We start from the raw sequence: 21,206 nt of genomic DNA, 5'->3' as shown, positions 1-21,206 counted from the left end.
GTTATTTTTTTGTATTCGCTTACTTCGGCACTACTTTATCAAAGCCTGACTTTAGTTCATCGATAGATACTTCTTCATCGAGCAGCAAGATGAATTTTTTTGCGCTCACTTCTTCAAGCATCGCTTTTGTCTCATCATAAGAGTAGCCGTATTTCGTGAAAAAGCTGCGTAAATCTCCAGATCCTTCATCTGTGAAGTAGTGGAAGATTCTTAAAAAAAGAGTGTCCTCCTTATCCTGATTGGCGATGATCAGGATATCCGTATGTTCATTTCCAAGCTGCACATCATTTTTTATATTAGCTGCTACTGTCATTTGGGGGCCAGTAACGCCTTTAGCTTGTAATTCTTGAATTGCAGCAAGTAGTTCCGGATTAGAGTCAAAAACACCATATACGTTTTTTTCCATGTTTCTCCCCCTCCTTGTTACTCTACTTAGAATAAATTCCTTTGTAATTATACCTTGCGGCTTGATCAATAAACAAGCAAATTGTCTAATGAGAAATCCTAACCAATCATTAAAGGAATCCTTTGCATAAAAGGATTTCCACCCATTCCTTAAAAAAATAACAGCCTTGCGCAGGCTGTTATTTTGCGTCTTACAGATTATCGGTGTTAACTCGATTTTTGATGTATTCATCTCTCATGATATCCTTTTCCTTTTCTTCTTGCTGCACACTTTCAACATTCGGGTTCATAGTCCGATCCAGTGCCCCTGCTGTATCCAGTGCTTTTTTAGTATCAACAGAAAATGGGTCTACATTGGGGTCGCTCGCTAGTGTTCCATCATAATCCCCAGGCTTTTCCACCTTATATTTTTCGGTGGAGTTCGCCTTTATTTCTCGTTCTTCAGCTCGATTCGTGTTCAGGTATTGATTTTCAAATAAGTTGGCAGAATTCCCATGAAGCTCTTCGCTTTTTCCAGGCTGGGCTTCTACTTCCCTTGTTTGATAAGCATTAGCTGTTGTTTCCGGGAAAAGGTTAGGGTCCGGATTATTCATCATGCCTGTTTTAAGTGGGTTCTCTGCGGTAAGCCTGTCCGCTTTTTGCATGGTGTCGGTAGTTACTACTTCCTCCGGTGATATGGTTTCTGATTCATTCAGGAGAATCAGGAATTTCCCAGCTTGAATTTCGTTTATATAAGCAGTGGCTTCACTATCGGCAAGTCCCATATCTCCTAGCCGGCTCCTCATGTCTCCAGATCCTTCGTTTAAGAAAAAGTGTTTGACCTTTTCAATAAAAGAATCCTTATATGAATTCGTAATGACGTCTACATCCGATTCCTGCTTTTCATTCCCAAAATTCAAATCTTCTTTTTTATCTGCTATTACGGTTATTTCTTCATCACGAACTCCCTTTACTTTGAGAGTTTGTATTTCCTTAATAACTTCCGGATTAGAATCAAAAACACCATATAATGTTATTCCCATGCTTCTTCCTCCTTTGATAATTCCGATTTGAATCTTATGTGTATTTATACCCGGATGGCCCCAAATTAAACAAATGATGACTTACTCCAAAAGCGGTTTTCTAAAATTCCCTCTTGTAAAAAGAATTAGGATAAAAAGAGCCTGCAGTTTAAAAACTGCAGGCTCTTTTTATTACTCTTTTAGAAGCGCTCTTTTCTTCGGTCAGTTGCCTTTTTTTCATGTACGATTGTATCTTCAGTACTATCAAGCTGGATATCTTCTTTTTTGAAGGTATCCTGGACTTGTTCAGTTTCTTGTACAGCATGCTTCTTGATAACAATTTCATCTGTGACAACTGGTATTTTCGATCCTTCCAACTTTTCATCTACAACTGGGATACGCAATGTTTCCCCTTCATTAATACTGCTTGTTTCCAAACTATCCTCACGGCCTCGTCCATTTACTCCATAAACGTCGTCTTTATTTAATGCATCCGTTTTTTCGGTACCGTTATAAAGGGGGTTAGCTGAGTTCGTATCCAGCGTTGTTCCTGACGTTCCAACACCTCTTGCTCCGGTAGTGAATTTGTTTCGTGACGTTCCCAGATGTCCTTCTCCCTCTTCTACAAGAACTAGAACTTTCCCTTGTTCTACATCATAGACATGCTCTGCCGCTTCACTGTTAGAAAGCCCTGCATCCGCTAACCTGGTTGAAAGATCAGCCGTATTATCTGGCATGAAGAAACGTGCTACCTTGTCCATAAAGGATTCGTCGTTTGGAACATTTGTCATCGTATGCACATCAGTTTCTCGTTGATGATTCGTAAAATCTAATGTCTCTTCCTTGTCTGCAACAACCAAAATATCGTCTCCCTCAAAGCCCTTAGCCTTAAGTGCATTAATTGCTTGGATTACTTCTGCATTCGATTCATATACACCATATACTGTTTTATTCATGTTTCATTCCTCCTTAGGTTTTGTTGAGTGGATGTTATATATAAACTCTACCCTCTAGGTCCCTAAGTAAACGAGGATGTAATATTTCATTTTTGATTATATCATTACAATTTTTTCTCAAAACAGAACGGCATTTTACTTGAAACCAAGCCACAGCAAGGGTTTACTCATTTATTGAATTTTAACATTTACCCAAATAATACCATTTATATACTTTCATTAACTACTTGAAGTCAATCAATACATCCGCTTTCTTCTACTATAAAACAACAGCCTCTAAAAGCAGATCCACAATATGAACCGCTTTCGTACACTCGCTCAAGTTTTCTCTTTCGATTCCCAATTGCATTTGTAGCAAACAACCAGGATTTGCTGTAACAACAATATCTGCCTGTGTCGATTTAGTGTGTTCCATTTTCGAATCGAGAATTTTCATAGACATCTCTGATTCTACAATATTATAAATCCCAGCTGAGCCGCAGCAACGATCGGCATCTTTCATTTCCCTAAAATCAATTCCTTCTATCGATTGAAGGAGAATTCTCGGCGCCTTTGAAGTTTTCATCACATTCCGTAAGTGACAGGAATCTTGATATGTCACTGACTGTGAGGGCAGTTTCAAGCGAACTTTTTCCTGAAAACGTAAATCCACAAGAATTTCGCTGATATCTTTCATTTTGTTTTTAAAAGTAATGGCCCGTTCGTACCACTCCGGCTCATCTTGAAGCAAATGATCATAATCAATAAGGAATGCTCCACAACCGCCGGCATTTGTAATAATATAATCGACTTCGTCCGCTTCAAACGCTTCAATATTACGCTTGGCTAGTTGTTTTGCGCCTTCTTTTTCACCACTATGACCATGCAGGGCTCCGCAACAAGCCTGGGCTTTCGGGATTACGATTTCACATCCAGCCAGCTGCAGAAGTTTTAGTGTAGCCTTGTTTGTATCCAAAAACATTGTATCCATTAAACAGCCGGAAAAGAAGGCTACCTTTTTGACCGGATTTCCTATCGCAGGCAGCTCTGTTGGCCGATTTTTCATTTCGGATTTTTTGGGAACTTTCGGCAGCACTTTTTCCATGTTCGCAAGATTATCCGGAAGGATGCTTAGGACACCAGTTTTACGAGCAATGTACTGAAGACCAGAACGCTGGTAAAAGCCCAGTAAACTTGTCATGTTCTGCATCCGCTCTTGATGAGGAAATAATCCGTTAAAAGCCGCCTTACGCATCGCTTTTACTGGAAGACTGTGTTTTTTATTCTGATGGATGATATCCCTCGCTTCTTCTAGTAGATGTCCATATTTAACACCGGAAGGACAGACTGGCTCACATGCCCTACAGCCGAGGCAAAGGCTTAAAGAACGCTCTACATCTTCATCCGGTTCAATCAAGCCATCCGTCACCGCTTTCATAAGTGCAATACGGCCCCTTGGTGAATGGGATTCCTTTAATCCTGATTCAATATATGTCGGGCAATGGGGTAAGCAAAAGCCGCAACGCATACAATTAAGCAATTCATCCTCATTCATTTTCTCCGCAAATTGGTCGGCAATGATTTCCCTCTCTTGGACTGTCGTCACGATGACACCACCACCCTTTTCCTACTTTCTTTGGCGAATACCTTGCCTGGATTCATGATGTTATTCGGATCGAATGCCTGTTTAATTCCCTTCATCGCGGCAATGCCCTCTTTTTTCAGCTTCCATTCAAGGTAAGGGGCCTTCATGGCTCCAACTCCATGTTCACCGGTAACCGTGCCTCCAAGGTCAATAGCCACAGCAAAAATGTCGGCAAAGGCAAGCTCTACTCTCTCCATTTCGTCATGATCACGGGCATCAGTAATACACGTTGGGTGAAGATTTCCATCCCCAGCATGACCAAATGTACAAATGTTCACATTATGTTTAGTAGCGATTTCATTAATGGCTCTAACCATTTTGGCAATTTCCGAACGTGGTACTGTAGCGTCCTCTAAAATTGTCGTAGGTTTCAAACGTGCGAGTGCAGAAAGAGCTGTCCGTCTCGCCGTTTTCAAGGCCACTGCATCGAGTTCCGTTTCAGCAATTTCAACAGAGACAGCTTTTTCCTCTAGACAGATATCCGCCATTCTTTTCATATCACGTTCTACAACTTCTGGCGGTCCATCCTGTTCGATTAGGAGAACTGCTTCCACATTGGTAGGCAAACCGATTTTCGCGAAATCCTCAACCACTATCAAGGTTGGCCGATCAAGAAATTCAAGGGTGACTGGAATGATTTTATTTGAAATGATTTTAGCCACAGATTGGGCCGCAGCATCCAGGTCTTGATATAAAGCAAGCATGGTCTTTGTCGTTTCCGGAATGGGAATCAGTTTTAAGATCGCTTCCGTTACGATACCAAGTGTGCCTTCTGAGCCAACAAACAGCTTTGTTAAATCATAACCGGCTACATCCTTGGCAAGCTTTCCTCCTGTTCGAATGATGTCCCCATTCGGAAGAACTACTTCAAGCCCGATAACATAATCACGAGTGACCCCGTATTTTAAACCTCGTAATCCACCAGAGTTCTCATTTATATTGCCGCCAATTGTGGAAATCTTCATCGAACTTGGATCGGGCGGATAAAATAAGCCCTTCTTTTCAACCGCAGAAATCAAATCCAATGTGATAAGCCCAGGCTGGACCGTAGCCGTTAAGTTTTCCTCGTCTATTTCAAGCAATGAATTCATCCGATTAAATAAAAGGACAAGGCCCCCTTCAGTCGGGCATGTGCCTCCGCTCAAATTCGTTCCCGAGCCGCGTGGAATGATAGGAACTTTGTGTTCATTACAAACTTTGACGATTGCGGCCACTTCATTCGTGCACCCTGGTTTAATAACGGCATCCGGCATCGATTGATATCCCGGCGTTGCATCGTATGAATAAACAAGGCATTCCACTTTAGAATCATCGTAATTTTCCGGACCAACAATGCTCAGTAGTTGTTGCTTAACCTGTTTTGCTAACATATACATCCCCCTTATGTAATAAAAATAGTTCACGAATTTTTTATGTAGTTTAAGTATAGAAAAAAGCCAGTCCATCTTCTATGTATGAACATATAGACTTTCTGGCATTTAATATTATTTATTTGTATGTTTATCTAAAATTTGTACAGCTAGATACATAGTGACTAAATCTGACAGCTTCCTAGGATTTAATTGGGTCAACTCTTCTATACGTTTGAGCCTGTAATGGAGAGTATTAATGTGTATATGCAGGGCTGCAGCGGTTTCTTTCAAAGAAAGATCACAGGAAAAATACATGGACAGCGTTTTAAGTAACTCCTCGTTAAGAAGTAGGTTCTCAATTGTCCGGGTTAAATATTCCTTTCTTGTTTCAGGGGTAACTTCATCGAGCAGGACTTCGAGCTTCAAGTCCTCATCAAATACAATATTCGATGAAGAAAGCGCAATTTTCAAGGACCGTTCTGCTTTAAAAAAGGCTTGTCTAAATGCGGAACCTGGTGAACGTGAACTAACCCCCACGCTCACTTTATATCCGGAACTTTCCTCAAGTTTTTTTTGCAATTGGCTTAATTTCGTTAATTGGTGGGTTTTTGAACCGATAAAATCAGCTAATGAAAGAATGACGAACTGGTTCCTTCCCCAACGAACTACGATGTCCTTTGGGTGCTGCTGCCTTATGTAAATCTGCAGCGTCCTCCACACATGCTGTTCAATGATTTTTTCTGTCTGAAATTCACCAAGAATGATAATTCGGTCAACCATAACATCAATTCCCAGCAGCTTTGCCTTCTGAAGGAAAGACTCATTGAACCTTTGAAGCTGATGCCATTCAAACACAAAGAATTCCATCAGGCGGGACTGCGATTCTTCTTGTTCGATATGGTAGCTTTCCTGAATAAACATCTCCGTCATCTTTTTTAAAAGTTCTGCATATGGAGAAACCTGTTTGGGATCACCGGTAATACCAATTACACAAACGGCTTCCTGATTAAAAAAAATGGGCAGGTTGATTCCCGCCTTTACCCCTTTCCAATGTTGTTCATCTTGTTTATTGATAATCAGTTTCTCACGGTTTTTAAAAGCATGGATGGCTCCTTCATGGTAGGAACCAATACGACTTTTATCCGTGCTGGCGATAATCGTTCCAGCATGATTAATAATGATGATTTCCTCATCAATCAACTTTCGAACCTCATGAACTAATTTTTCTGCCACAGCTGCTAAATGCATAAGTTGCCTCCCTTCGTATAAGATTATAAAAGCATAGAGGACTCTCCCTTTTCAAAAGGGAGAGCCTCATTCAAATTATGGAATCATCCAGGATAGGACGCCATTTTGCAAGAAAGTAATTATACAAACAAGCAGCAATAAGAACAAGCTATGTTTAATCGTGAATCTCAATAATTCTGATTCCCTGCCTGCCAATCCTACAGCAGCACAAGCAATGGCAATCGATTGAGGCGAGATCATTTTACCGGTAACCCCTCCGGATGAGTTCGCCGCAAGTGCCAGAACCGGTTCCATCCCTACCTTAAGTGCTGTAACTTTCTGAAGACTGCCAAATAAGAGATTAGCAGATGTATCGGATCCAGTAATAAACACCCCTAGCCAACCGAGAACCGGTGCAAAGAACGGAAACAAATCCCCTGATTTTGCAAGTGTCATTCCTAATGTTGTCGACATGCCAGAAGCATTCGTTACGTACGCAAAAGCCACAACAGAAGAAATCATCAAGATTGGTTTTGCCAACTCTTTCATTGCTTCAGCAAAAGTGTTAAAGAAAACTTTTGTAGAGATGTGTGCAATAAACTTCGTAACGATTGCAGCCAGTAATATAGCTGTACCCGCTGCCCCGAGCAATTCTATTTTGAAGAAAGCGGCAATCGGTAATCCATTGCTCCCGATAATCTCGTTATGCAGACTTGGTACTTCAATTTGGAAGGTTAATAGTTTTCCAATTTCATTGATGCCGCTCAGTAACATATTGTCACCTTCATAATGTCCAGAGAGCGCAGGTTTTATTGGATTCATCCCCCATATCGTTATGAAAAGCGTTAACAAAAGGAATGGTGACCATGCATGGAATATTTGCCATTTCGTATACCTTTTTTCCACTTCCACTGAATCATCCAATGGTTCAACAGCTGCTGCAGTTTCTTCAGACGCAAACCGGAAGATTGTTTTAGGCTTCCAAAATTTCAGGAAGATTGCTAAAGCAAAAAGTGACACTAGAGCAGAAAGGATATCCGGTAACTCAGGTCCAAGAAAATTCGAGCTAAAGTATTGGGTAATTGCAAAGGATAGACCAGAAACCAAGATAGCTGGCATAACCTCAAGCGATCGTTTCCACCCAGTCATAATCAAAATGAGGTACAGAGGAATGAACGCTGAAAGGAATGGCAGTTGGCGACCGACCATTTTTGAAATCTCCATGGCAGCAATCCCCGTAGGCCCTTCCATAGCAATAATCGGTATTCCAACGGCCCCAAATGCGACCGGAGCTGTGTTGGCAATTAAACAAATGCCAGCTGCATATAGCGGGTTAAACCCAAGACCTACTAAAAGTGCTGCGGAAATCGCAACCGGTGCTCCAAATCCAGCAGCCCCTTCTAAAAAGGCCCCGAAAGAAAACGCAACCAATAGAGCCTGAAGGCGGCGGTCTTCGGTAAGCGAAAGAACCGAAGATCGAATAATATTGAATTGTCCGCTTTTAATTGTCATTTTGTACAAAAATACTGAAGTGATAATAATCCATCCAATTGGCAGTAGCCCGTACACCGCCCCTTGCGAAGCAGACATTACGGCCTTTCCTGCTGGCATTCCATACACAAAAACGGCAACTGCAAGGGCCACTAGCAACGTCGTAAGACCAGCAATATACCCTTTCATTCGCTTGATCGTAAGAGCCCAGAAAAAGTAAATAATTGGGATAAGTGCTGCAATGGAAGATACGACTAAATTATCGATAATCGGCGTAAAGTTTTGTGTCCATGTCATTCATTTCGACTCCTTTTGCTTAATTTTTAAAAATTTCAGAAATTATGTATCAGGTGAAAACCCTTACATGTCTAAATATTCAAAGTCATCTGATGACTTGATGAGTATTTATTTAAATTAAATGATAAAAAATATAAAATCAAGATTTTTTTAGATTTTTAATCTTACACAAGTGAGAAAGATCGTTTGTGTTATATAATATTAACCAGAGAAACTCATAGAAAATAGAGGTGTTAACTACTTGGTATATAAAAAAATTAAACCGAAAAAAATTTATGAAGAAGTCAGCGAAGAACTTTATGAAATGATTCGGTCAGGCACCCTGAAACCAGGTGAACAATTAGACTCCATTCAACAGCTTGCGGAAAATTTCCAAGTCGGACGACCGGCAATCCGTGAAGCATTAAGTGCATTAAGTTCAATGGGACTCATTGAAATCAAACAAGGAGAAGGAACATTTGTTAAAACATTTGACCCTAGCATCATGAACCTCCCATTAACTGCTGCTCTTTTGATGGATAAGGACAATATCAAGCATTTGCTAGAGGTTCGGAAAATCCTTGAGTCAGGAGCGGCTGAAGTGGCTGCGAAGAAACGAACAAATGAACATCTTGCTGAGCTTGAGTTCAGGCTTTCTGAAATGGAAAAGGTGACTGAAGATGAAGAACTGAGTGATAAAGCTGATATAGCCTTTCATGTCGCAGTCGCAAACGCTTCCCAAAATGAATTGCTCATTACGCTGATGCATCACGTTTCAGAGTTAATGACGGAAAAGATGCGTGATATTCGGCGAATTGCTCTATATTCCGAAGAAATGACACTTAAACGACTTTACCAACAGCATGCGAAGATTTATGACGCGATTGTGGCGCAAGACGAAGCAAGAGCCCGCAACGCTATGCTTTTTCACCTTCAAAACGTTGAGGAATCATTAGATAAAGTCATCCTCACTAATCAGCAAACAAATATTTGATTATTCATTAAATTTCAAAAATACTCTATACAACCAAGGAGAAAATTGGTATATTATTTTGAAAACGATTTCTTCATTTATAATCCTGGAAATTGGTATTTTCTTTAAACCATTTCCTTTTTCTATTATCTAGTCATCGGATGACCTGTTAACCTATTTTAAAAAAGGAGGAGACCAAATTGAAAGTAACTCTCTTTGCAACTTGTTTAGTTGATTTGTTTCAATCCAATGTCGGAAAAGCAACAGTAGAACTACTCGAGAGATTAGGCTGTGAGATTGATTTTCCAGAATCGCAGATTTGCTGTGGACAGCCGGCATACAATAGCGGGTATACAAAGGAATCAAAGGAAGCTATGAAAAAGATGATCCAAACGTTCGAGGATGCTGAATATATAGTAACCCCCTCAGGTTCCTGTGCGGCTATGTTCAAAGAATATCCAGTCCTTTTTAAAGGCGATGCTGAATGGGAAACGAAGGCTGCTGCATTGGCGGCAAAAACATATGAATTGACCCAATTCATCGTGAACGTTCTAAAGGTAACTGATGTTGGCGCAACATTTGAAGGAAAAGCGACTTATCATGCTTCCTGTCATATGACTCGGCTTCTTAAAGTGAAAGAAGCCCCAGCCATTTTGTTAAGCCATGTTAAAGGACTGGAAATGACACCTCTTCCGGACGCTCAAAATTGCTGCGGATTCGGGGGAACCTTTTCAGTTAAGATGGGGGATATATCCGAACAAATGGTCGAGGAAAAAGTCTGCAATATTGAAGATACCGGAGCCGACTTTTTAATTGGCGGCGATGCAGGATGTTTAATGAATATCGGCGGACGTATCCAACGTAAGGGTCAACCTATTAAAGTTCTACATATTGCCGAAGTATTGAATAGTATTTAAGGAAAGCGAGGAGGGATAAACCATGGCTATGAAAACCAGCTCTGCCAAGTTTAAAGACCGAGTGGATGAAGGAATACATAATGATTTTATGCGACTGGCGGTATCGAGTGCCCAAGAACGATTACACGGACGGCGGCTGACTGCCGTTGATGAGTTGGGAAGCTGGGAGGATTGGCGGTCCCTTGGGGAAGAAATCCGACAGCATGTGCTTAGCAACCTTGATTTCTATTTGCATCAGCTTGCAGAAAATGTTTCGAAACGAGGAGGTCATGTCTTTTTTGCTGAAACAGCTGAAGAAGCAAGCGGATACATTAAGGACGTTATCGTAAAAAAGAATGCCAAAAAAGTCGTGAAATCCAAATCGATGGTCACGGAAGAAATTAATTTAAATGCCACTCTTGAAGCTGTTGGACTTGATGTCGTTGAAACAGACCTCGGTGAGTACATTTTACAAGTTGATGATCATGATCCGCCTTCCCATATCGTCGCGCCTGCTCTCCATAAAAACAAAGAACAAATAAGGGATGTTTTTAAAGAGAAGCTTGCCTATACGAAAACCGAAAATCCGGAGGAGCTTACCGCTCATGTCCGGGGTATTCTTCGGAAAGATTTCTTAAGTGCGGATGTTGGCATTACCGGCTGTAATTTTGCGATTGCAGAAACTGGCTCGATTGGTTTGGTAACGAATGAGGGAAACGCTGATTTAGTCACGGCCCTGCCAAAAACGCAAATTACCGTGATGGGGATGGAACGGCTTGTACCTACATTCGATGAATTTGAAGTTCTTGTCAGTTTATTGACAAGAAGCGCGGTCGGTCAAAGATTGACCAGCTACATTACCGCACTTACCGGTCCACGTGATGAAGGGGATGTCGACGGACCTGAGGAATTCCACCTTGTCATCGTCGATAATGGCCGCTCTTCTATTTTAGGAACTGAGTTTCAATCTGTTCTCCAATGCATTCGCTGTGCAGCCTGTATCAATGTCTGCCCGGTCTATCGCCAGGTTGGCGGCCATTCCTATGGTTCCATTTATCCGGGTCCAATTGGTGCTGTGCTTTCACCATTACTTGGTGGCTATGATGATTTTAAAGAACTACCTTATGCATCAACTCTTTGTGCAGCTTGTACCGATGCCTGTCCGGTAAAAATCCCTCTGCATGATCTGCTAAGAAAGCATCGTGAAGTCATCGTAGAAAAGGAAAAAATGGCTCCCTTCTCTGAAAAGATGGCAATGAAGGCATTCGGAATCGGCGCCGCTTCTCCAATGCTTTATAAGTTTGGTTCAAAAATGGCCCCTTCAGCTATGTCCCCTTTTAAAACGGGAGATATCATCTCAAAAGGTCCCGGACCACTTAAAACTTGGACCGAAAGCCGTGAATTCCCAGCTCCTAGTAAAGAAAGCTTTCGGGACTGGTTTAAAAATCGCGAGACAGGAGGGAAACCATCATGACTGGAACTATCCAAAATGAAGGCACGTTTTTAAATAAAATTGCCAAAAACCTAGGAAGAGCTCCTATAACCGAAGGCATAACCCGTCCTGTTTGGAAGCACGCTCCCCAATTCGAGGTTTTGAAACATGCGACACCAGATGATCTTGTCAACGAATTACAGGAGCAGTGCAAACGGGTCCATACGCAGTTTCACCTTACCGACTCAAAGCAAGTTGCACACCTTTTAAAACAGGTGATTGAGGAACTTGGAAATGGACAATTAATCATTCCAAAAGATAATCGATTCTCTGACTATCAGTTAGTTGATGTGCTGAATGAAAAAGGTGTCCACGTTTGGGACCATCAAGCAGGGAAAAAAAATATCGAACTGGCAGAAAGTGCTAATATCGGAATTACATTCAGTGAAATAACACTTGCGGAATCAGCGACCGTCGTCTTATTTAGCGGTAAGAACCATGGCCGTTCCATCAGCTTCCTGCCCGCTTGTCATGTTTCCATTATCCCAAAGAGCACCATCGTTCCGCGAATGACACAAGCTGCAGCTGCCATTCGTTCTAAAGTTAATCGCGGTGAAGTCGTTCCTTCCTGCATTAATTTCATAACCGGACCGAGCAATTCCGCTGATATCGAAATGGACCTTGTCGTTGGTGTTCATGGTCCAATTAAAGCCGTCTATATAATTGTCGAGGATAAGTAACTATCAATGAAAAAGGAGAGGCCCTTTAAAGGAGCCTCTCCTTTTCTAAATTTCTCTATGTTATTCGTAAATAATACGGTCCACTGCTTCACGGTCGAGGCGTTTGATCACTTCGACAATTAGTTTAACTGCATTTTCATAATCATCACGATGAAGCATTGCCGCATGTGAATGAATGTAGCGTGTTGCAATCGTAATTGCCAGTGCAGGAACTCCATTTGCTGTTAAGTGAATGGAACCTGCATCCGTTCCACCGCCTGGAATCGATTCATATTGATAAGGAATGTTCATTTCGTCAGCCGTGTTGGTAACGAAATCCCGCAGTCCTTTATGAGCTACCATCGATGCATCATATATAACGATTTGCGGACCTTCACCCATTTTACTCATCGCTTCTTTATCGGTTACACCTGGTGTATCACCAGCTATACCGACATCAACGGCAAAACCAATATCCGGCTGAATTTTGAACGTTGACGTTTTAGAGCCACGTAGACCAACCTCTTCTTGTACTGCACCAATCCCGTATACAACATTCGGATGGTCACTATCTTTCAACTGTTTAAGGACGTCAATAGCGATTGCACAGCCAATTCGGTTGTCCCAAGCTTTAGCAAGCAACATTTTTTCATTATTCATGACTGTGAATTCAAAATACGGTACAACCATATCGCCCGGCTTAACGCCCCATTCCTTTACTTCTTCCTTGCTAGTTGCACCAATGTCAATAAACATATCTTTAATCTCTACCGGCTTTTTCCTCGCTTCTGCTGACAAAATATGTGGCGGCTTTGAACCGATAACCCCAGTTACATCGCCTTTATTTGTGACGATCGTCACGCGTTGAGCGAGCATCACCTGTGACCACCAGCCTCCTACCGGCTGAAAACGCAAAAATCCTTTATCATCAATTTGAGTTATCATGAAACCAACTTCATCCAAATGTCCAGTAACGACGATTTTCGGACCGTTTTCATCACCTGTTTTCATAGCGATCAAACTTCCCAAACCATCAGTCGATATTTCATCCGCGAAAGGGGTTATGTATTCAGCCATTACTTTCCTTACTTCACTTTCATTTCCAGCAATGCCTTTAGCATCCGTTAAATCTTTCAGCATCCTTAAAGTTTCATCCAATTGAGCCATGCATTTACCTCCCTCTTTTTTACACTACAAGAATAATTATACAAAATATCGGTTGCACAAACAATTAATAGCCTTGTTTTTGTCTTTCGTAATTCACTTCATTTTTGGTGACGTATGCATTTTCCACATCCTCTGCGGAAAATCCTAGCAACTTCCCTAAATGTAGATATTCAGCAAAAACCTTTTGAAACGCGGACTCTGTTAATTGCACACGAAACTCGTTGATGTACCCGTATATCAAAGTGAATTGAGCCGTTAAATCAACATGACCCATTTTGAAAGCCGATGGAACTTTTGGTACAAAACTCTTTTCAATCCCAAGTGACAAAATAAAGTGAATGCCATCCACGTATTCAGCCAAAATCGTTTCTTTATCCGAAGGACCTTTAAGACTCCAGAATTTAAAACATCTCGTTTCGTTAGCCAGCTCCCCAAGCTCCACTAAAAGAGCAAGAGTCTTCCGCTCGACCAAGTTTTCTGCACCCAGATCGTGCTTTGTCTCTATATGCTTATCTAAGGCCGCCTGCATGTCCATCAATTTTGCTATGTTCACTTTTATCACTACTTTCTATCTTAATCCCTTAAATTATAACAAATAAATGAAACTTATTAAAAACCCATACGTAAATGAAAGGAATCACTCTGTTTAGGGAGGTAGCTACATGGTGTTAATATTGCGGTTCTTAATTTTGGCTCTCATCATCTTCTTAATATATACGGCTATCAAATACCTATTTAATCCAAAACGAAAATTAGAGCTGGCACATGAACAGAAAAATTTCTTTCTGCTCGATGATACAAAGAATATACACAAGAATTTTTTATTGACGTACAATGGGGTTATGTTTGAAGGGGAAAAGTATTTAGGAACGACGGAACGCTCCTTCGAGGTTATCTCCATCTTCATTTGGCCTAAGAAAATAGCCGATTTGAAAGGTTTGAAGCGCAATGACTTTTTAAAAATCGAAGCATCCATAAAAAAACAATATCCGGATGCCTTGATTGATTGGAAAAGCCCTGTAAAGGAATTTTTGGATAACTAAAACATATCGAGTGGTGTTACAACTACGTACTTAAGAGCCTTGAGGAAATTACACTCAAGGCCCTTTATTTATCATGTGAGCGGAAAAATTCTTTCCAGGGAACGACCGTCTGCTTTTCTCTTAATAAATAAAGCAATAAGGTTAATGATAATAAAATAATGACGATTAATGTCGGGCTGAAATCTGCAATATAATGGCCAAACACTGTATATACGAAGGCTACAGGGATATTCGTCATGAAGGATAAATAAAAATAGTTTTTCAACCCTTTATTGGATTCCAACAAGCAAAGCGACAATAAATAAAAGTGTATAAACGGAATAAGCCTCAGCACCGCAATTTGTCGGCTGTTAAGCTTTCGGTTTCCAAACAGCTTATTTTTAAGTCGTAGAAGCTTATCCTTCGTTTTCGGAAATTTACCTATTACAATATAAAAGGCCATACTGGACAACGTCAAACCGATTATGGAATAGATAGTTCCAAATGCTGCACCGAATAAAACACCGCCAGCCATGCAAACCACGATAACAGGAATGAATAAAAATTGCCGTAATAAATGAAAGGTAATAAAGATTAATGGCGCAAACACGCTGCCGGATTGAACGTAGCTCATCACAAGTGTCAGTTTATCATTCATGTTTTCCCCCCAGCTACTCTTTGTTGCTTCTACAAGCATATACACTAAACGAGCTACATATGACTATCGAATTAAGATCTTGATAAGTAACCCTATTTGGATGACCATCAAAACCGGCAGTCCCCACTTAAAGGAGGTATGCTTCGTTTTATGATGGAAATGTTTCATTCCAAGAAAGGTCCCAGTTCCCCCACCTATGACTGCCCAAAACCAGAGTGTCTTTTCGCTGATACGATACTTCCCATTGCGTGCTCTCTTTTTGTCGACTCCCATTATGACAAAGCCTACGATGTTAATGATAAACATAAAGGCAAGTATGATCCAAACTCCTTGCATTCCTCTCTCCCCCTTTAAATATGTAAAAAGCCACCCTCTTGAAAAAGAGAGTGGCTGATATCAGTCAGACTTATTTGTCTAATTGTTGTTTAGCAGCAGTTGCTAATTGAGCAAAAGCTTGTTCGTCAGCAACAGCAAGATCAGCAAGCATTTTGCGGTTTACTTCGATACCAGCAAGCTTTAAGCCATGCATTAAACGGCTATAAGAAAGACCGTTGATGCGAGCTGCAGCGTTGATACGAGTAATCCAAAGTTTGCGGAAATCACGTTTTTTCTGACGACGGTCACGGAAAGCATAGTTTCCTGACTTCATTACTTGTTGGTTAGCTACTTTGAAAAGAATATGTTTCGCGCCATAGTAACCTTTAGCTAATTTTATTACCTTTTTACGACGTTTGCGAGTAACAGTACCGCCTTTTACACGTGGCATGTTATTTCCCTCCTATTTAACTCGATAAATCGAACTTATTTAATATTGTCTAGCATATGACGAATACGTTTGAAGTCACCTTTGCTTACAAGGCTAGCTTTGCGAAGCTTACGCTTTTGCTTAGTAGATTTGTTAGCAAATAAATGGCTTGTGTAAGCGTTAGAACGCTTAAGTTTGCCGGATCCAGTCTTTTTGAAACGTTTAGCAGATCCGCGGTGAGTTTTCATTTTAGGCATAAGGTATTCCTCCTCATTACAAATTACTTTACAATTACTTTTCGGCTTTTGGTGCTAAGATAATGAACATGCTGCGTCCGTCCATTTTTGGATGTTGCTCGATTGTAGCCACTTCTTTACATGCTTCAGAAAAACGAACGAGTACACGTTGACCAATTTCCTTATGTGTAATAGCACGTCCTTTGAAACGGATAGAAGCTTTTACTTTATCGCCTTTTTCAAGGAATTTAATACCGTTGCGAAGCTTAGTATTGAAATCATGTTCTTCAATCGTCGGGCTCAAACGAACCTCTTTAAGACTGATAACTTTTTGATTTTTACGTGCTTCCTTGTCTTTCTTTTGCTGCTCGAAGCGGTGTTTTCCGTAGTCCATAATCCGGGCTACCGGAGGCTTTGCATTTGCAGCAACTAAAACTAGATCAAGATTTACACGAGCGGCAATTTCCAATGCTTCGAGTTTCGTTTTAATTCCAAGTTGTTCTCCGTTTTGGTCAATAAGACGAACTTCACGGGCTCGGATGCCCTCGTTTACCATCGCGTCTTTACTAATAGTTAGCCACCTCCAAAGATATTGGCGAATACGAATATTTGAATCAATTCGGTCACGCTCACAACTCGCTTACAGGATATAATCATAATAAAAAAGTGTGGATGCATGCTGCACCCACACTGATAGACTAATTCAGAAAGATCCAAATAATCAAATCATGACCTGTTAACTGCATCGTTTGCGTCAACCAGGTGAGAAGCGGGTGCTTCTTCTTTTCCTCAAACACGTATTCAATTCACTTTAGAAATATATCATAAACACTGATGACTTGTCAAATGCTAATTTATTCGTTTTTCACAACAGAATTAATCTTATCAGACATTTTGTTATTTGACAATACGTTTTTTTAAAGAAATTTAGACAAATAGTATTCGTCATGATACATTTCATCGAAAAATAATGAGTCCCGCTTCGTACCTTCTAGTACAAAACCCATCTTTTTATAAAGGGAAAGTGCTGGTTCGTTGTTAGCAATAACTGTCAATTCAAGGCGCCGGATTTCATATGCCAGTGCCTGCTCCTCCATTTTTTGAAACAGCTTCGTTCCGACTCCTTTTCCTCTCTCTTGTTCGGATATGCCGATGACAATTTTGGCAGAATGCTTTGTTCTGCTAAGTTCATTGCCCAATAATATGAGATATCCTATCAAGTCGTGGCCGCTTGCTGCAACGAGGAAAATGGAGCGGGGGTTATTTTCAATTTGCTCGATTTGCCTCTCCAATTTGTTCTCCGTTGCTTTTCTTTCACCCGGATTGTACAACATGAACCCGGAATCTTCAACATGATTGAACAGAGCCGCCAATTTTCCCGCATCTTGCCTTGTAGCCTTCCGTATCTCCATTTCTCCCCACTCCCTCATATAAATATTTTATTGGGTAATTAGCTGAATTTACATCTTGGATCTATTAACTAGAGTCTTCAAATGTTACGGGTTTTCTTTTGCCCTTTTCTTTTTCTCAATAGCATCCCACGCAAATAGAACTATCCAAAACAGCAGGACCGGGACAATAGCATATTGTCGATAACCATCCAGTAACAATAAGATGATGACGACAAGAAATGTTGGCCCGAATAGATAGGAAAATTTCTTATTCATGCTGACCACTCCTTTTCATTGTTGACTATACTTTCACATGCTGTTGTTATTAATCATGCATTATGCAAAAGAGAGACACAACAATATGTGTCTCTCTTTTGATGTTAACGGCTTACTTCTGCTTTAATCGCTGAAACAAAGTCTTCAAACGCGACTGTTTCTGATTTTTGTTCACCGTATTTACGTACGTTTACACTGCCTTCTTGGGCTTCATTGTCACCAACAACCAGCATGTACGGGATTTTCTGCATTTGTGCTTCACGGATTTTATAACCAATTTTCTCGTCACGTGTATCCAAATCAACACGGATGCCTTCTGCTTTAAGTTTTTCTTGCACTTCTTTGGCATAATCCAAATGAACTTCTGGTGAGACCGGAATCACTTGTGCTTGGATAGGTGCCAGCCAAGTTGGGAATGCCCCCTTGTATTCTTCGATTAAGTAAGCAACGAAACGTTCCATTGTGGAAACAACTCCGCGATGGATAACGACCGGACGGTGCTGCTTGCCGTCTTCACCGACATAGTTAAGATCAAAACGTTCAGGAAGCAAGAAATCAAGTTGAACAGTTGAAAGAGTTTCATCTTTTCCTAAAGCTGTACGTACTTGAACGTCAAGCTTCGGACCGTAGAATGCTGCTTCACCTTCTGCTTCAAAATAATCTAGTCCAAGTTCGTCCATCGCGCTTTTCAGCATGCTTTGTGCTTTTTCCCACATGGCGTCATCATCAAAATACTTCTCTTTATCCTGCGGATCACGGTAAGACAGACGGAATGAATAATCCTTAATATCGAAATCTTTATATACTTCCAGAACCAAGTTCACAACACGTTTGAACTCTTCTTTAATTTGATCTGGACGGACGAAAATGTGAGCATCATTCAATGTCATCCCACGTACACGCTGTAGACCAGAAAGAGCGCCTGACATTTCATAGCGGTGCATCAAGCCAAGCTCAGCAATCCGGATTGGTAGCTCGCGATAGCTGTGGATGCCGTTTTTATATACCATCATGTGATGCGGACAGTTCATCGGACGCAGGACCATCTGTTCGTTTTCCATCTCCATGACTGGGAACATATCATCCTGGTAATGATCCCAGTGTCCAGATGTTTTATAAAGGTCAACACTTCCCATTACAGGTGTGTACACGTGGTCGTAACCCAGGCGTTCTTCCTTATCTACAATATATCGCTCAATTGTGCGGCGAATTGTCGCACCCTTTGGTAACCACATTGGCAGACCTTGTCCAACTTTCTGTGAGCTCATGAACAGGTTCAATTCTTTTCCGATTTTACGATGGTCACGTTCTTTAGCTTCTTCTAGGAAACGTAGGTGTTCGGATAGTTCTTCTTTCTTAAAGAAAGCAGTTCCGTATATACGTTGAAGCATTTTGTTTTTGCTATCGCCTCTCCAGTATGCACCGGCGACGCTTAATAGCTTGAATTCTTTAATTTTCCCAGTAGATGGAACGTGGATTCCGCGACAAAGGTCAAAGAATTCACCTTGCTCATAGATCGTTACTTGCTGATCAGCAGGAATAGCATCGATCAATTCCAATTTATACTCGTCACCAATTTCTTTGAAACGAGATATGGCTTCGTCACGACTTACTTCGATGCGAGCAATTTCCAAGTTTTCATTAACGATTTTCTTCATTTCTTTTTCAATCAAAGGAAGATCTTCAGGTGTTAATGATTCCTCTAGATCCATATCGTAGTAAAAACCACCTTCGATGACAGGGCCGACACCGAATTTAGCATTTTTGTAAAGACGTTTGATCGCTTGTGCCATCAAATGAGCTGTACTGTGGCGAAGCACTTCAAGCGCATCTGCTGCATCTTGTGTGACGATTTCAATTGTACCGTCTTCTTCAATTGGACGTTTCAAATCATATAATTCACCATTGAACTTTCCAGCAATGGATTTTTTTCTTAAACCAGGGCTGATGGATGCAGCAATGTCTTCAGTAGTTGTACCTTTAGCAAACTCCTTCACCGCTCCGTCAGGAAATGATATTTTCAGTAATTCAGACATTCAGTTTCACTCCTTCTTATTTTTAGAACAATCTGTTTTCAGTTATAGGTATCCGAGCGAGAAATCTAATTACAACACAAAAAGCCCGCCCCTGTATAAAACAGGGACGAGCTTAATAATCATAATCATTAACCCGCGGTTCCACCCTCGTTTCACCTTGCTTTTCACGGCAAAATGACACTTGTAACTTGGTAACGGCAGCTTCCCGTCAACTCATAGTCGCAATCTAATTGCTTTCCGAGCCGAAGTTTAAAGGTGGTAAGTGATCTATGCGAATAGGAAGCTTACAGCCTTTTGGCTCCCCTCTCTGAAAATCGGCGACTAGAATACCCGTGTCCTCATCATAACTTTTGTTTTTAATAGTATGTAGGAAATTATAATTTGTTATACGGTGAAAATCAAGGTTAATTTTCTGTTTTGTTCATTATCCCCAAAAAAGATTATTCAAACGCCTTCGAAAATGCTGAGAGCGGCAGGACAGTCGCCCGCTCCTCGAAAATCCGCGCCATTGTTTGAATTAGGCCTTCTTCCTTGTCATCGGTATAGATGTACAAGTTTTCCGGAGCAATCGATAACAGCGGGGCAAGTATCACCGTATCGAGAAAAAGTGAACTTTTGGCAAGGAGCCGCCTGTCAATCATACTATTGATTTTTGGACGGTCAAGCTTGCTGAATTCCTGATCATAGAATTGAAAACCGTCTCGATTGACAAGATGAAGCTTTGGTAATTTCGACTCCTGCCCATGCAGGCAATCACGGAGCGTAGCAATAAAATTTTGATAGTCCTGTTCCAACTTATATTCATCAATCGCCTTGACCACATACTTTTCCAACGTATGCTGAAATGATTTTAAACGGAAAGTCGTAAAGGAATCGAATGAAAAAGACACCTTCCCCGCCAAAATGCTTTGAAGCCCTTCCTCAATCAATTTTTTTTCCGTACTGAATAACATCCCTTGACACCTAGCTCTTTCTCCTTCAATAATCGATGATGCAATTTCGGTAATCGCTTCAATTTCTTCTCGTTCTCTATAGAAAAATTTACTAATTATGATTTGTTCAATCACAGGAAGCATCTTTTCTTCCAACAAAAAAGAATGAAATACTTCACTGAGCAGGATTAGCCATTTATCACCTACTGACTCTGTCATATCCACATACATACCTTGTTGTGGAAGAAATCGAATGTATGGTTGAAATTCTGCCCCTAACGGATGGACAGAAACTAAATTCAGTAATTTTAATGCCTCTGAATCATTTTGAAACGAAATTTGCACTACGACATCCCCCCTTCCCCCTTGCTTCTTTTTTCATGTATATGGG

Annotated in this window: 23 protein-coding genes and 1 other annotated feature; of the genes, 5 read left to right on the top strand and 18 right to left on the bottom strand. The window is 40.8% G+C overall.

The features are described from left to right. Positions 1–19: 19 nt before the first annotated feature. The 7 genes from JFU50_RS17200 to JFU50_RS17170 all read right to left on the bottom strand — a co-directional run bounded on the left by JFU50_RS17200 (position 20) and on the right by JFU50_RS17170 (position 8,353). The gene (locus JFU50_RS17200) at positions 20–406 is read right to left on the bottom strand and encodes a general stress protein (protein ID WP_053347238.1); all 387 of its coding nucleotides are present in this window, start codon (positions 404–406) and stop codon (positions 20–22) included. 190 nt (positions 407–596) lie between these two features. Beyond that, complete coding sequence (locus JFU50_RS17195) at positions 597–1,427, bottom strand: general stress protein (protein ID WP_201223433.1); 831 nt, start codon at positions 1,425–1,427, stop codon at positions 597–599. A gap of 179 nt (positions 1,428–1,606) precedes the next feature. Then, positions 1,607–2,362, bottom strand: coding sequence for a YsnF/AvaK domain-containing protein (locus tag JFU50_RS17190; RefSeq protein WP_201186129.1), 756 nt, complete (start codon positions 2,360–2,362; stop codon positions 1,607–1,609). A gap of 259 nt (positions 2,363–2,621) precedes the next feature. Continuing rightward, positions 2,622–3,947 carry a (Fe-S)-binding protein gene (locus JFU50_RS17185; protein WP_201186130.1) on the bottom strand — a complete coding sequence of 442 codons (1,326 nt, stop codon included), beginning with the start codon at positions 3,945–3,947 and terminating at the stop codon, positions 2,622–2,624. Next, entirely contained in the window at positions 3,944–5,356 is a 1,413-nt protein-coding gene (gene glcD, locus JFU50_RS17180) for a glycolate oxidase subunit GlcD (protein ID WP_201223431.1), read from the bottom strand. Before glcD ends, JFU50_RS17185 begins: the two co-directional genes overlap by 4 nt. A 114-nt stretch (positions 5,357–5,470) precedes the next feature. Continuing rightward, positions 5,471–6,586, bottom strand: coding sequence for a CdaR family transcriptional regulator (locus JFU50_RS17175; protein ID WP_201223429.1), 1,116 nt, complete (start codon positions 6,584–6,586; stop codon positions 5,471–5,473). A 75-nt stretch (positions 6,587–6,661) separates the two neighbouring features. Then, entirely contained in the window at positions 6,662–8,353 is a 1,692-nt protein-coding gene (locus JFU50_RS17170; RefSeq protein ID WP_201223427.1) for an L-lactate permease, read from the bottom strand. 241 nt (positions 8,354–8,594) lie between these two features. Here JFU50_RS17170 and JFU50_RS17165 point away from each other — a divergent pair, with 241 nt between their 5' ends. The 4 genes from JFU50_RS17165 (at position 8,595) to JFU50_RS17150 (ending at position 12,373) form a co-directional block, all read left to right on the top strand. Next, a complete protein-coding gene (locus tag JFU50_RS17165) occupies positions 8,595–9,326 on the top strand; it encodes a FadR/GntR family transcriptional regulator (protein ID WP_201223425.1) in 732 nt (243 codons plus the stop codon). A 179-nt stretch (positions 9,327–9,505) separates the two neighbouring features. Then, positions 9,506–10,222 carry a (Fe-S)-binding protein gene (locus JFU50_RS17160; protein WP_201223423.1) on the top strand — a complete coding sequence of 239 codons (717 nt, stop codon included), beginning with the start codon at positions 9,506–9,508 and terminating at the stop codon, positions 10,220–10,222. A 22-nt stretch (positions 10,223–10,244) separates the two neighbouring features. After that, positions 10,245–11,675 carry a LutB/LldF family L-lactate oxidation iron-sulfur protein gene (locus tag JFU50_RS17155; protein WP_201223421.1) on the top strand — a complete coding sequence of 477 codons (1,431 nt, stop codon included), beginning with the start codon at positions 10,245–10,247 and terminating at the stop codon, positions 11,673–11,675. Beyond that, positions 11,672–12,373 (top strand): LutC/YkgG family protein, encoded by a 702-nt coding sequence (locus JFU50_RS17150; protein WP_201223419.1) that lies wholly within the window; start codon positions 11,672–11,674, stop codon positions 12,371–12,373. The genes JFU50_RS17155 and JFU50_RS17150 overlap by 4 nt, the downstream gene beginning before the upstream one ends. 60 nt (positions 12,374–12,433) lie before the next feature. Here JFU50_RS17150 and JFU50_RS17145 read toward each other — a convergent pair whose 3' ends face one another. Together JFU50_RS17145 and JFU50_RS17140 are read right to left on the bottom strand one after the other, a co-directional pair. Beyond that, on the bottom strand, positions 12,434–13,519 hold the full coding sequence (locus JFU50_RS17145; RefSeq protein ID WP_056529259.1) for a M42 family metallopeptidase: 1,086 nt from the start codon (positions 13,517–13,519) through the stop codon (positions 12,434–12,436). A 64-nt stretch (positions 13,520–13,583) separates the two neighbouring features. Beyond that, positions 13,584–14,072 (bottom strand): dUTP diphosphatase, encoded by a 489-nt coding sequence (locus JFU50_RS17140; RefSeq protein ID WP_201186140.1) that lies wholly within the window; start codon positions 14,070–14,072, stop codon positions 13,584–13,586. A gap of 109 nt (positions 14,073–14,181) precedes the next feature. Between JFU50_RS17140 and JFU50_RS17135 the strand changes: the two genes are divergently transcribed. After that, entirely contained in the window at positions 14,182–14,562 is a 381-nt protein-coding gene (locus JFU50_RS17135) for a sigma-w pathway protein ysdB (protein ID WP_201186142.1), read from the top strand. Positions 14,563–14,626: 64 nt separating this feature from the next. Here the strand turns inward: JFU50_RS17135 and JFU50_RS17130 are convergent, their stop codons facing one another. The 9 genes from JFU50_RS17130 to ytxC form a co-directional block, all read right to left on the bottom strand. After that, positions 14,627–15,199 (bottom strand): TVP38/TMEM64 family protein, encoded by a 573-nt coding sequence (locus tag JFU50_RS17130; protein ID WP_201223417.1) that lies wholly within the window; start codon positions 15,197–15,199, stop codon positions 14,627–14,629. Between the two features lie 63 nt (positions 15,200–15,262). Then, complete coding sequence (locus JFU50_RS17125) at positions 15,263–15,535, bottom strand: DUF1294 domain-containing protein (protein WP_053347251.1); 273 nt, start codon at positions 15,533–15,535, stop codon at positions 15,263–15,265. Positions 15,536–15,605: 70 nt separating this feature from the next. Next, a complete protein-coding gene (rplT, locus tag JFU50_RS17120; protein ID WP_034309067.1) occupies positions 15,606–15,965 on the bottom strand; it encodes a 50S ribosomal protein L20 in 360 nt (119 codons plus the stop codon). A gap of 35 nt (positions 15,966–16,000) precedes the next feature. Next, positions 16,001–16,201 (bottom strand): 50S ribosomal protein L35, encoded by a 201-nt coding sequence (gene rpmI / locus JFU50_RS17115; protein WP_034309070.1) that lies wholly within the window; start codon positions 16,199–16,201, stop codon positions 16,001–16,003. A 34-nt stretch (positions 16,202–16,235) separates the two neighbouring features. Further along, on the bottom strand, positions 16,236–16,736 hold the full coding sequence (gene infC, locus JFU50_RS17110) for a translation initiation factor IF-3 (RefSeq protein WP_053347252.1): 501 nt from the start codon (positions 16,734–16,736) through the stop codon (positions 16,236–16,238). Between the two features lie 98 nt (positions 16,737–16,834). Then, positions 16,835–16,971: a sequence feature (ribosomal protein L20 leader region), on the bottom strand. A gap of 126 nt (positions 16,972–17,097) precedes the next feature. Further along, positions 17,098–17,592, bottom strand: a complete 495-nt coding sequence (locus tag JFU50_RS17105) for a GNAT family N-acetyltransferase (RefSeq protein ID WP_053347253.1) — start codon at positions 17,590–17,592, stop codon at positions 17,098–17,100. 84 nt (positions 17,593–17,676) lie between these two features. Further along, the gene (locus JFU50_RS17100) at positions 17,677–17,847 is read right to left on the bottom strand and encodes a hypothetical protein (protein WP_201223415.1); all 171 of its coding nucleotides are present in this window, start codon (positions 17,845–17,847) and stop codon (positions 17,677–17,679) included. A 104-nt stretch (positions 17,848–17,951) separates the two neighbouring features. After that, positions 17,952–19,883: a threonine--tRNA ligase gene (gene thrS, locus JFU50_RS17095; protein WP_056529270.1), complete on the bottom strand. Its 1,932-nt coding sequence runs from the start codon at positions 19,881–19,883 to the stop codon at positions 17,952–17,954. 440 nt (positions 19,884–20,323) lie between these two features. Further along, positions 20,324–21,160: a sporulation protein YtxC gene (gene ytxC, locus JFU50_RS17090; protein WP_053347255.1), complete on the bottom strand. Its 837-nt coding sequence runs from the start codon at positions 21,158–21,160 to the stop codon at positions 20,324–20,326. Positions 21,161–21,206: the final 46 nt, after the last annotated feature.

The organism is Peribacillus sp. TH14 (assembly GCF_016651145.1).
GTDB classification, from domain to species: domain Bacteria; phylum Bacillota; class Bacilli; order Bacillales; family DSM-1321; genus Peribacillus; species Peribacillus butanolivorans.
This window is presented reverse-complemented; position numbering and strand designations above follow the sequence as displayed.

Bases quoted from the DNA above. Each gene is read 5' to 3' on its own strand.
- JFU50_RS17200 (WP_053347238.1), bottom strand. From the start codon at position 406: ATGGAAAAAAACGTATATGGTGTTTTTGACTCTAATCCGGAACTACTT.
- JFU50_RS17195 (WP_201223433.1), bottom strand. From the start codon at position 1,427: ATGGGAATAACATTATATGGTGTTTTTGATTCTAATCCGGAAGTTATT.
- JFU50_RS17190 (WP_201186129.1), bottom strand. From the start codon at position 2,362: ATGAATAAAACAGTATATGGTGTATATGAATCGAATGCAGAAGTAATC.
- glcD (WP_201223431.1), bottom strand. From the start codon at position 5,356: ATGTTAGCAAAACAGGTTAAGCAACAACTACTGAGCATTGTTGGTCCG.
- JFU50_RS17175 (WP_201223429.1), bottom strand. From the start codon at position 6,586: ATGCATTTAGCAGCTGTGGCAGAAAAATTAGTTCATGAGGTTCGAAAG.
- JFU50_RS17170 (WP_201223427.1), bottom strand. From the start codon at position 8,353: ATGACATGGACACAAAACTTTACGCCGATTATCGATAATTTAGTCGTA.
- JFU50_RS17155 (WP_201223421.1), top strand. From the start codon at position 10,245: ATGGCTATGAAAACCAGCTCTGCCAAGTTTAAAGACCGAGTGGATGAA.
- JFU50_RS17150 (WP_201223419.1), top strand. From the start codon at position 11,672: ATGACTGGAACTATCCAAAATGAAGGCACGTTTTTAAATAAAATTGCC.
- JFU50_RS17145 (WP_056529259.1), bottom strand. From the start codon at position 13,519: ATGGCTCAATTGGATGAAACTTTAAGGATGCTGAAAGATTTAACGGAT.
- JFU50_RS17135 (WP_201186142.1), top strand. From the start codon at position 14,182: ATGGTGTTAATATTGCGGTTCTTAATTTTGGCTCTCATCATCTTCTTA.
- JFU50_RS17130 (WP_201223417.1), bottom strand. From the start codon at position 15,199: ATGAATGATAAACTGACACTTGTGATGAGCTACGTTCAATCCGGCAGC.
- JFU50_RS17125 (WP_053347251.1), bottom strand. From the start codon at position 15,535: ATGCAAGGAGTTTGGATCATACTTGCCTTTATGTTTATCATTAACATC.
- rplT (WP_034309067.1), bottom strand. From the start codon at position 15,965: ATGCCACGTGTAAAAGGCGGTACTGTTACTCGCAAACGTCGTAAAAAG.
- rpmI (WP_034309070.1), bottom strand. From the start codon at position 16,201: ATGCCTAAAATGAAAACTCACCGCGGATCTGCTAAACGTTTCAAAAAG.
- infC (WP_053347252.1), bottom strand. From the start codon at position 16,736: ATGGTAAACGAGGGCATCCGAGCCCGTGAAGTTCGTCTTATTGACCAA.
- JFU50_RS17105 (WP_053347253.1), bottom strand. From the start codon at position 17,592: ATGGAGATACGGAAGGCTACAAGGCAAGATGCGGGAAAATTGGCGGCT.
- JFU50_RS17100 (WP_201223415.1), bottom strand. From the start codon at position 17,847: ATGAATAAGAAATTTTCCTATCTATTCGGGCCAACATTTCTTGTCGTC.
- thrS (WP_056529270.1), bottom strand. From the start codon at position 19,883: ATGTCTGAATTACTGAAAATATCATTTCCTGACGGAGCGGTGAAGGAG.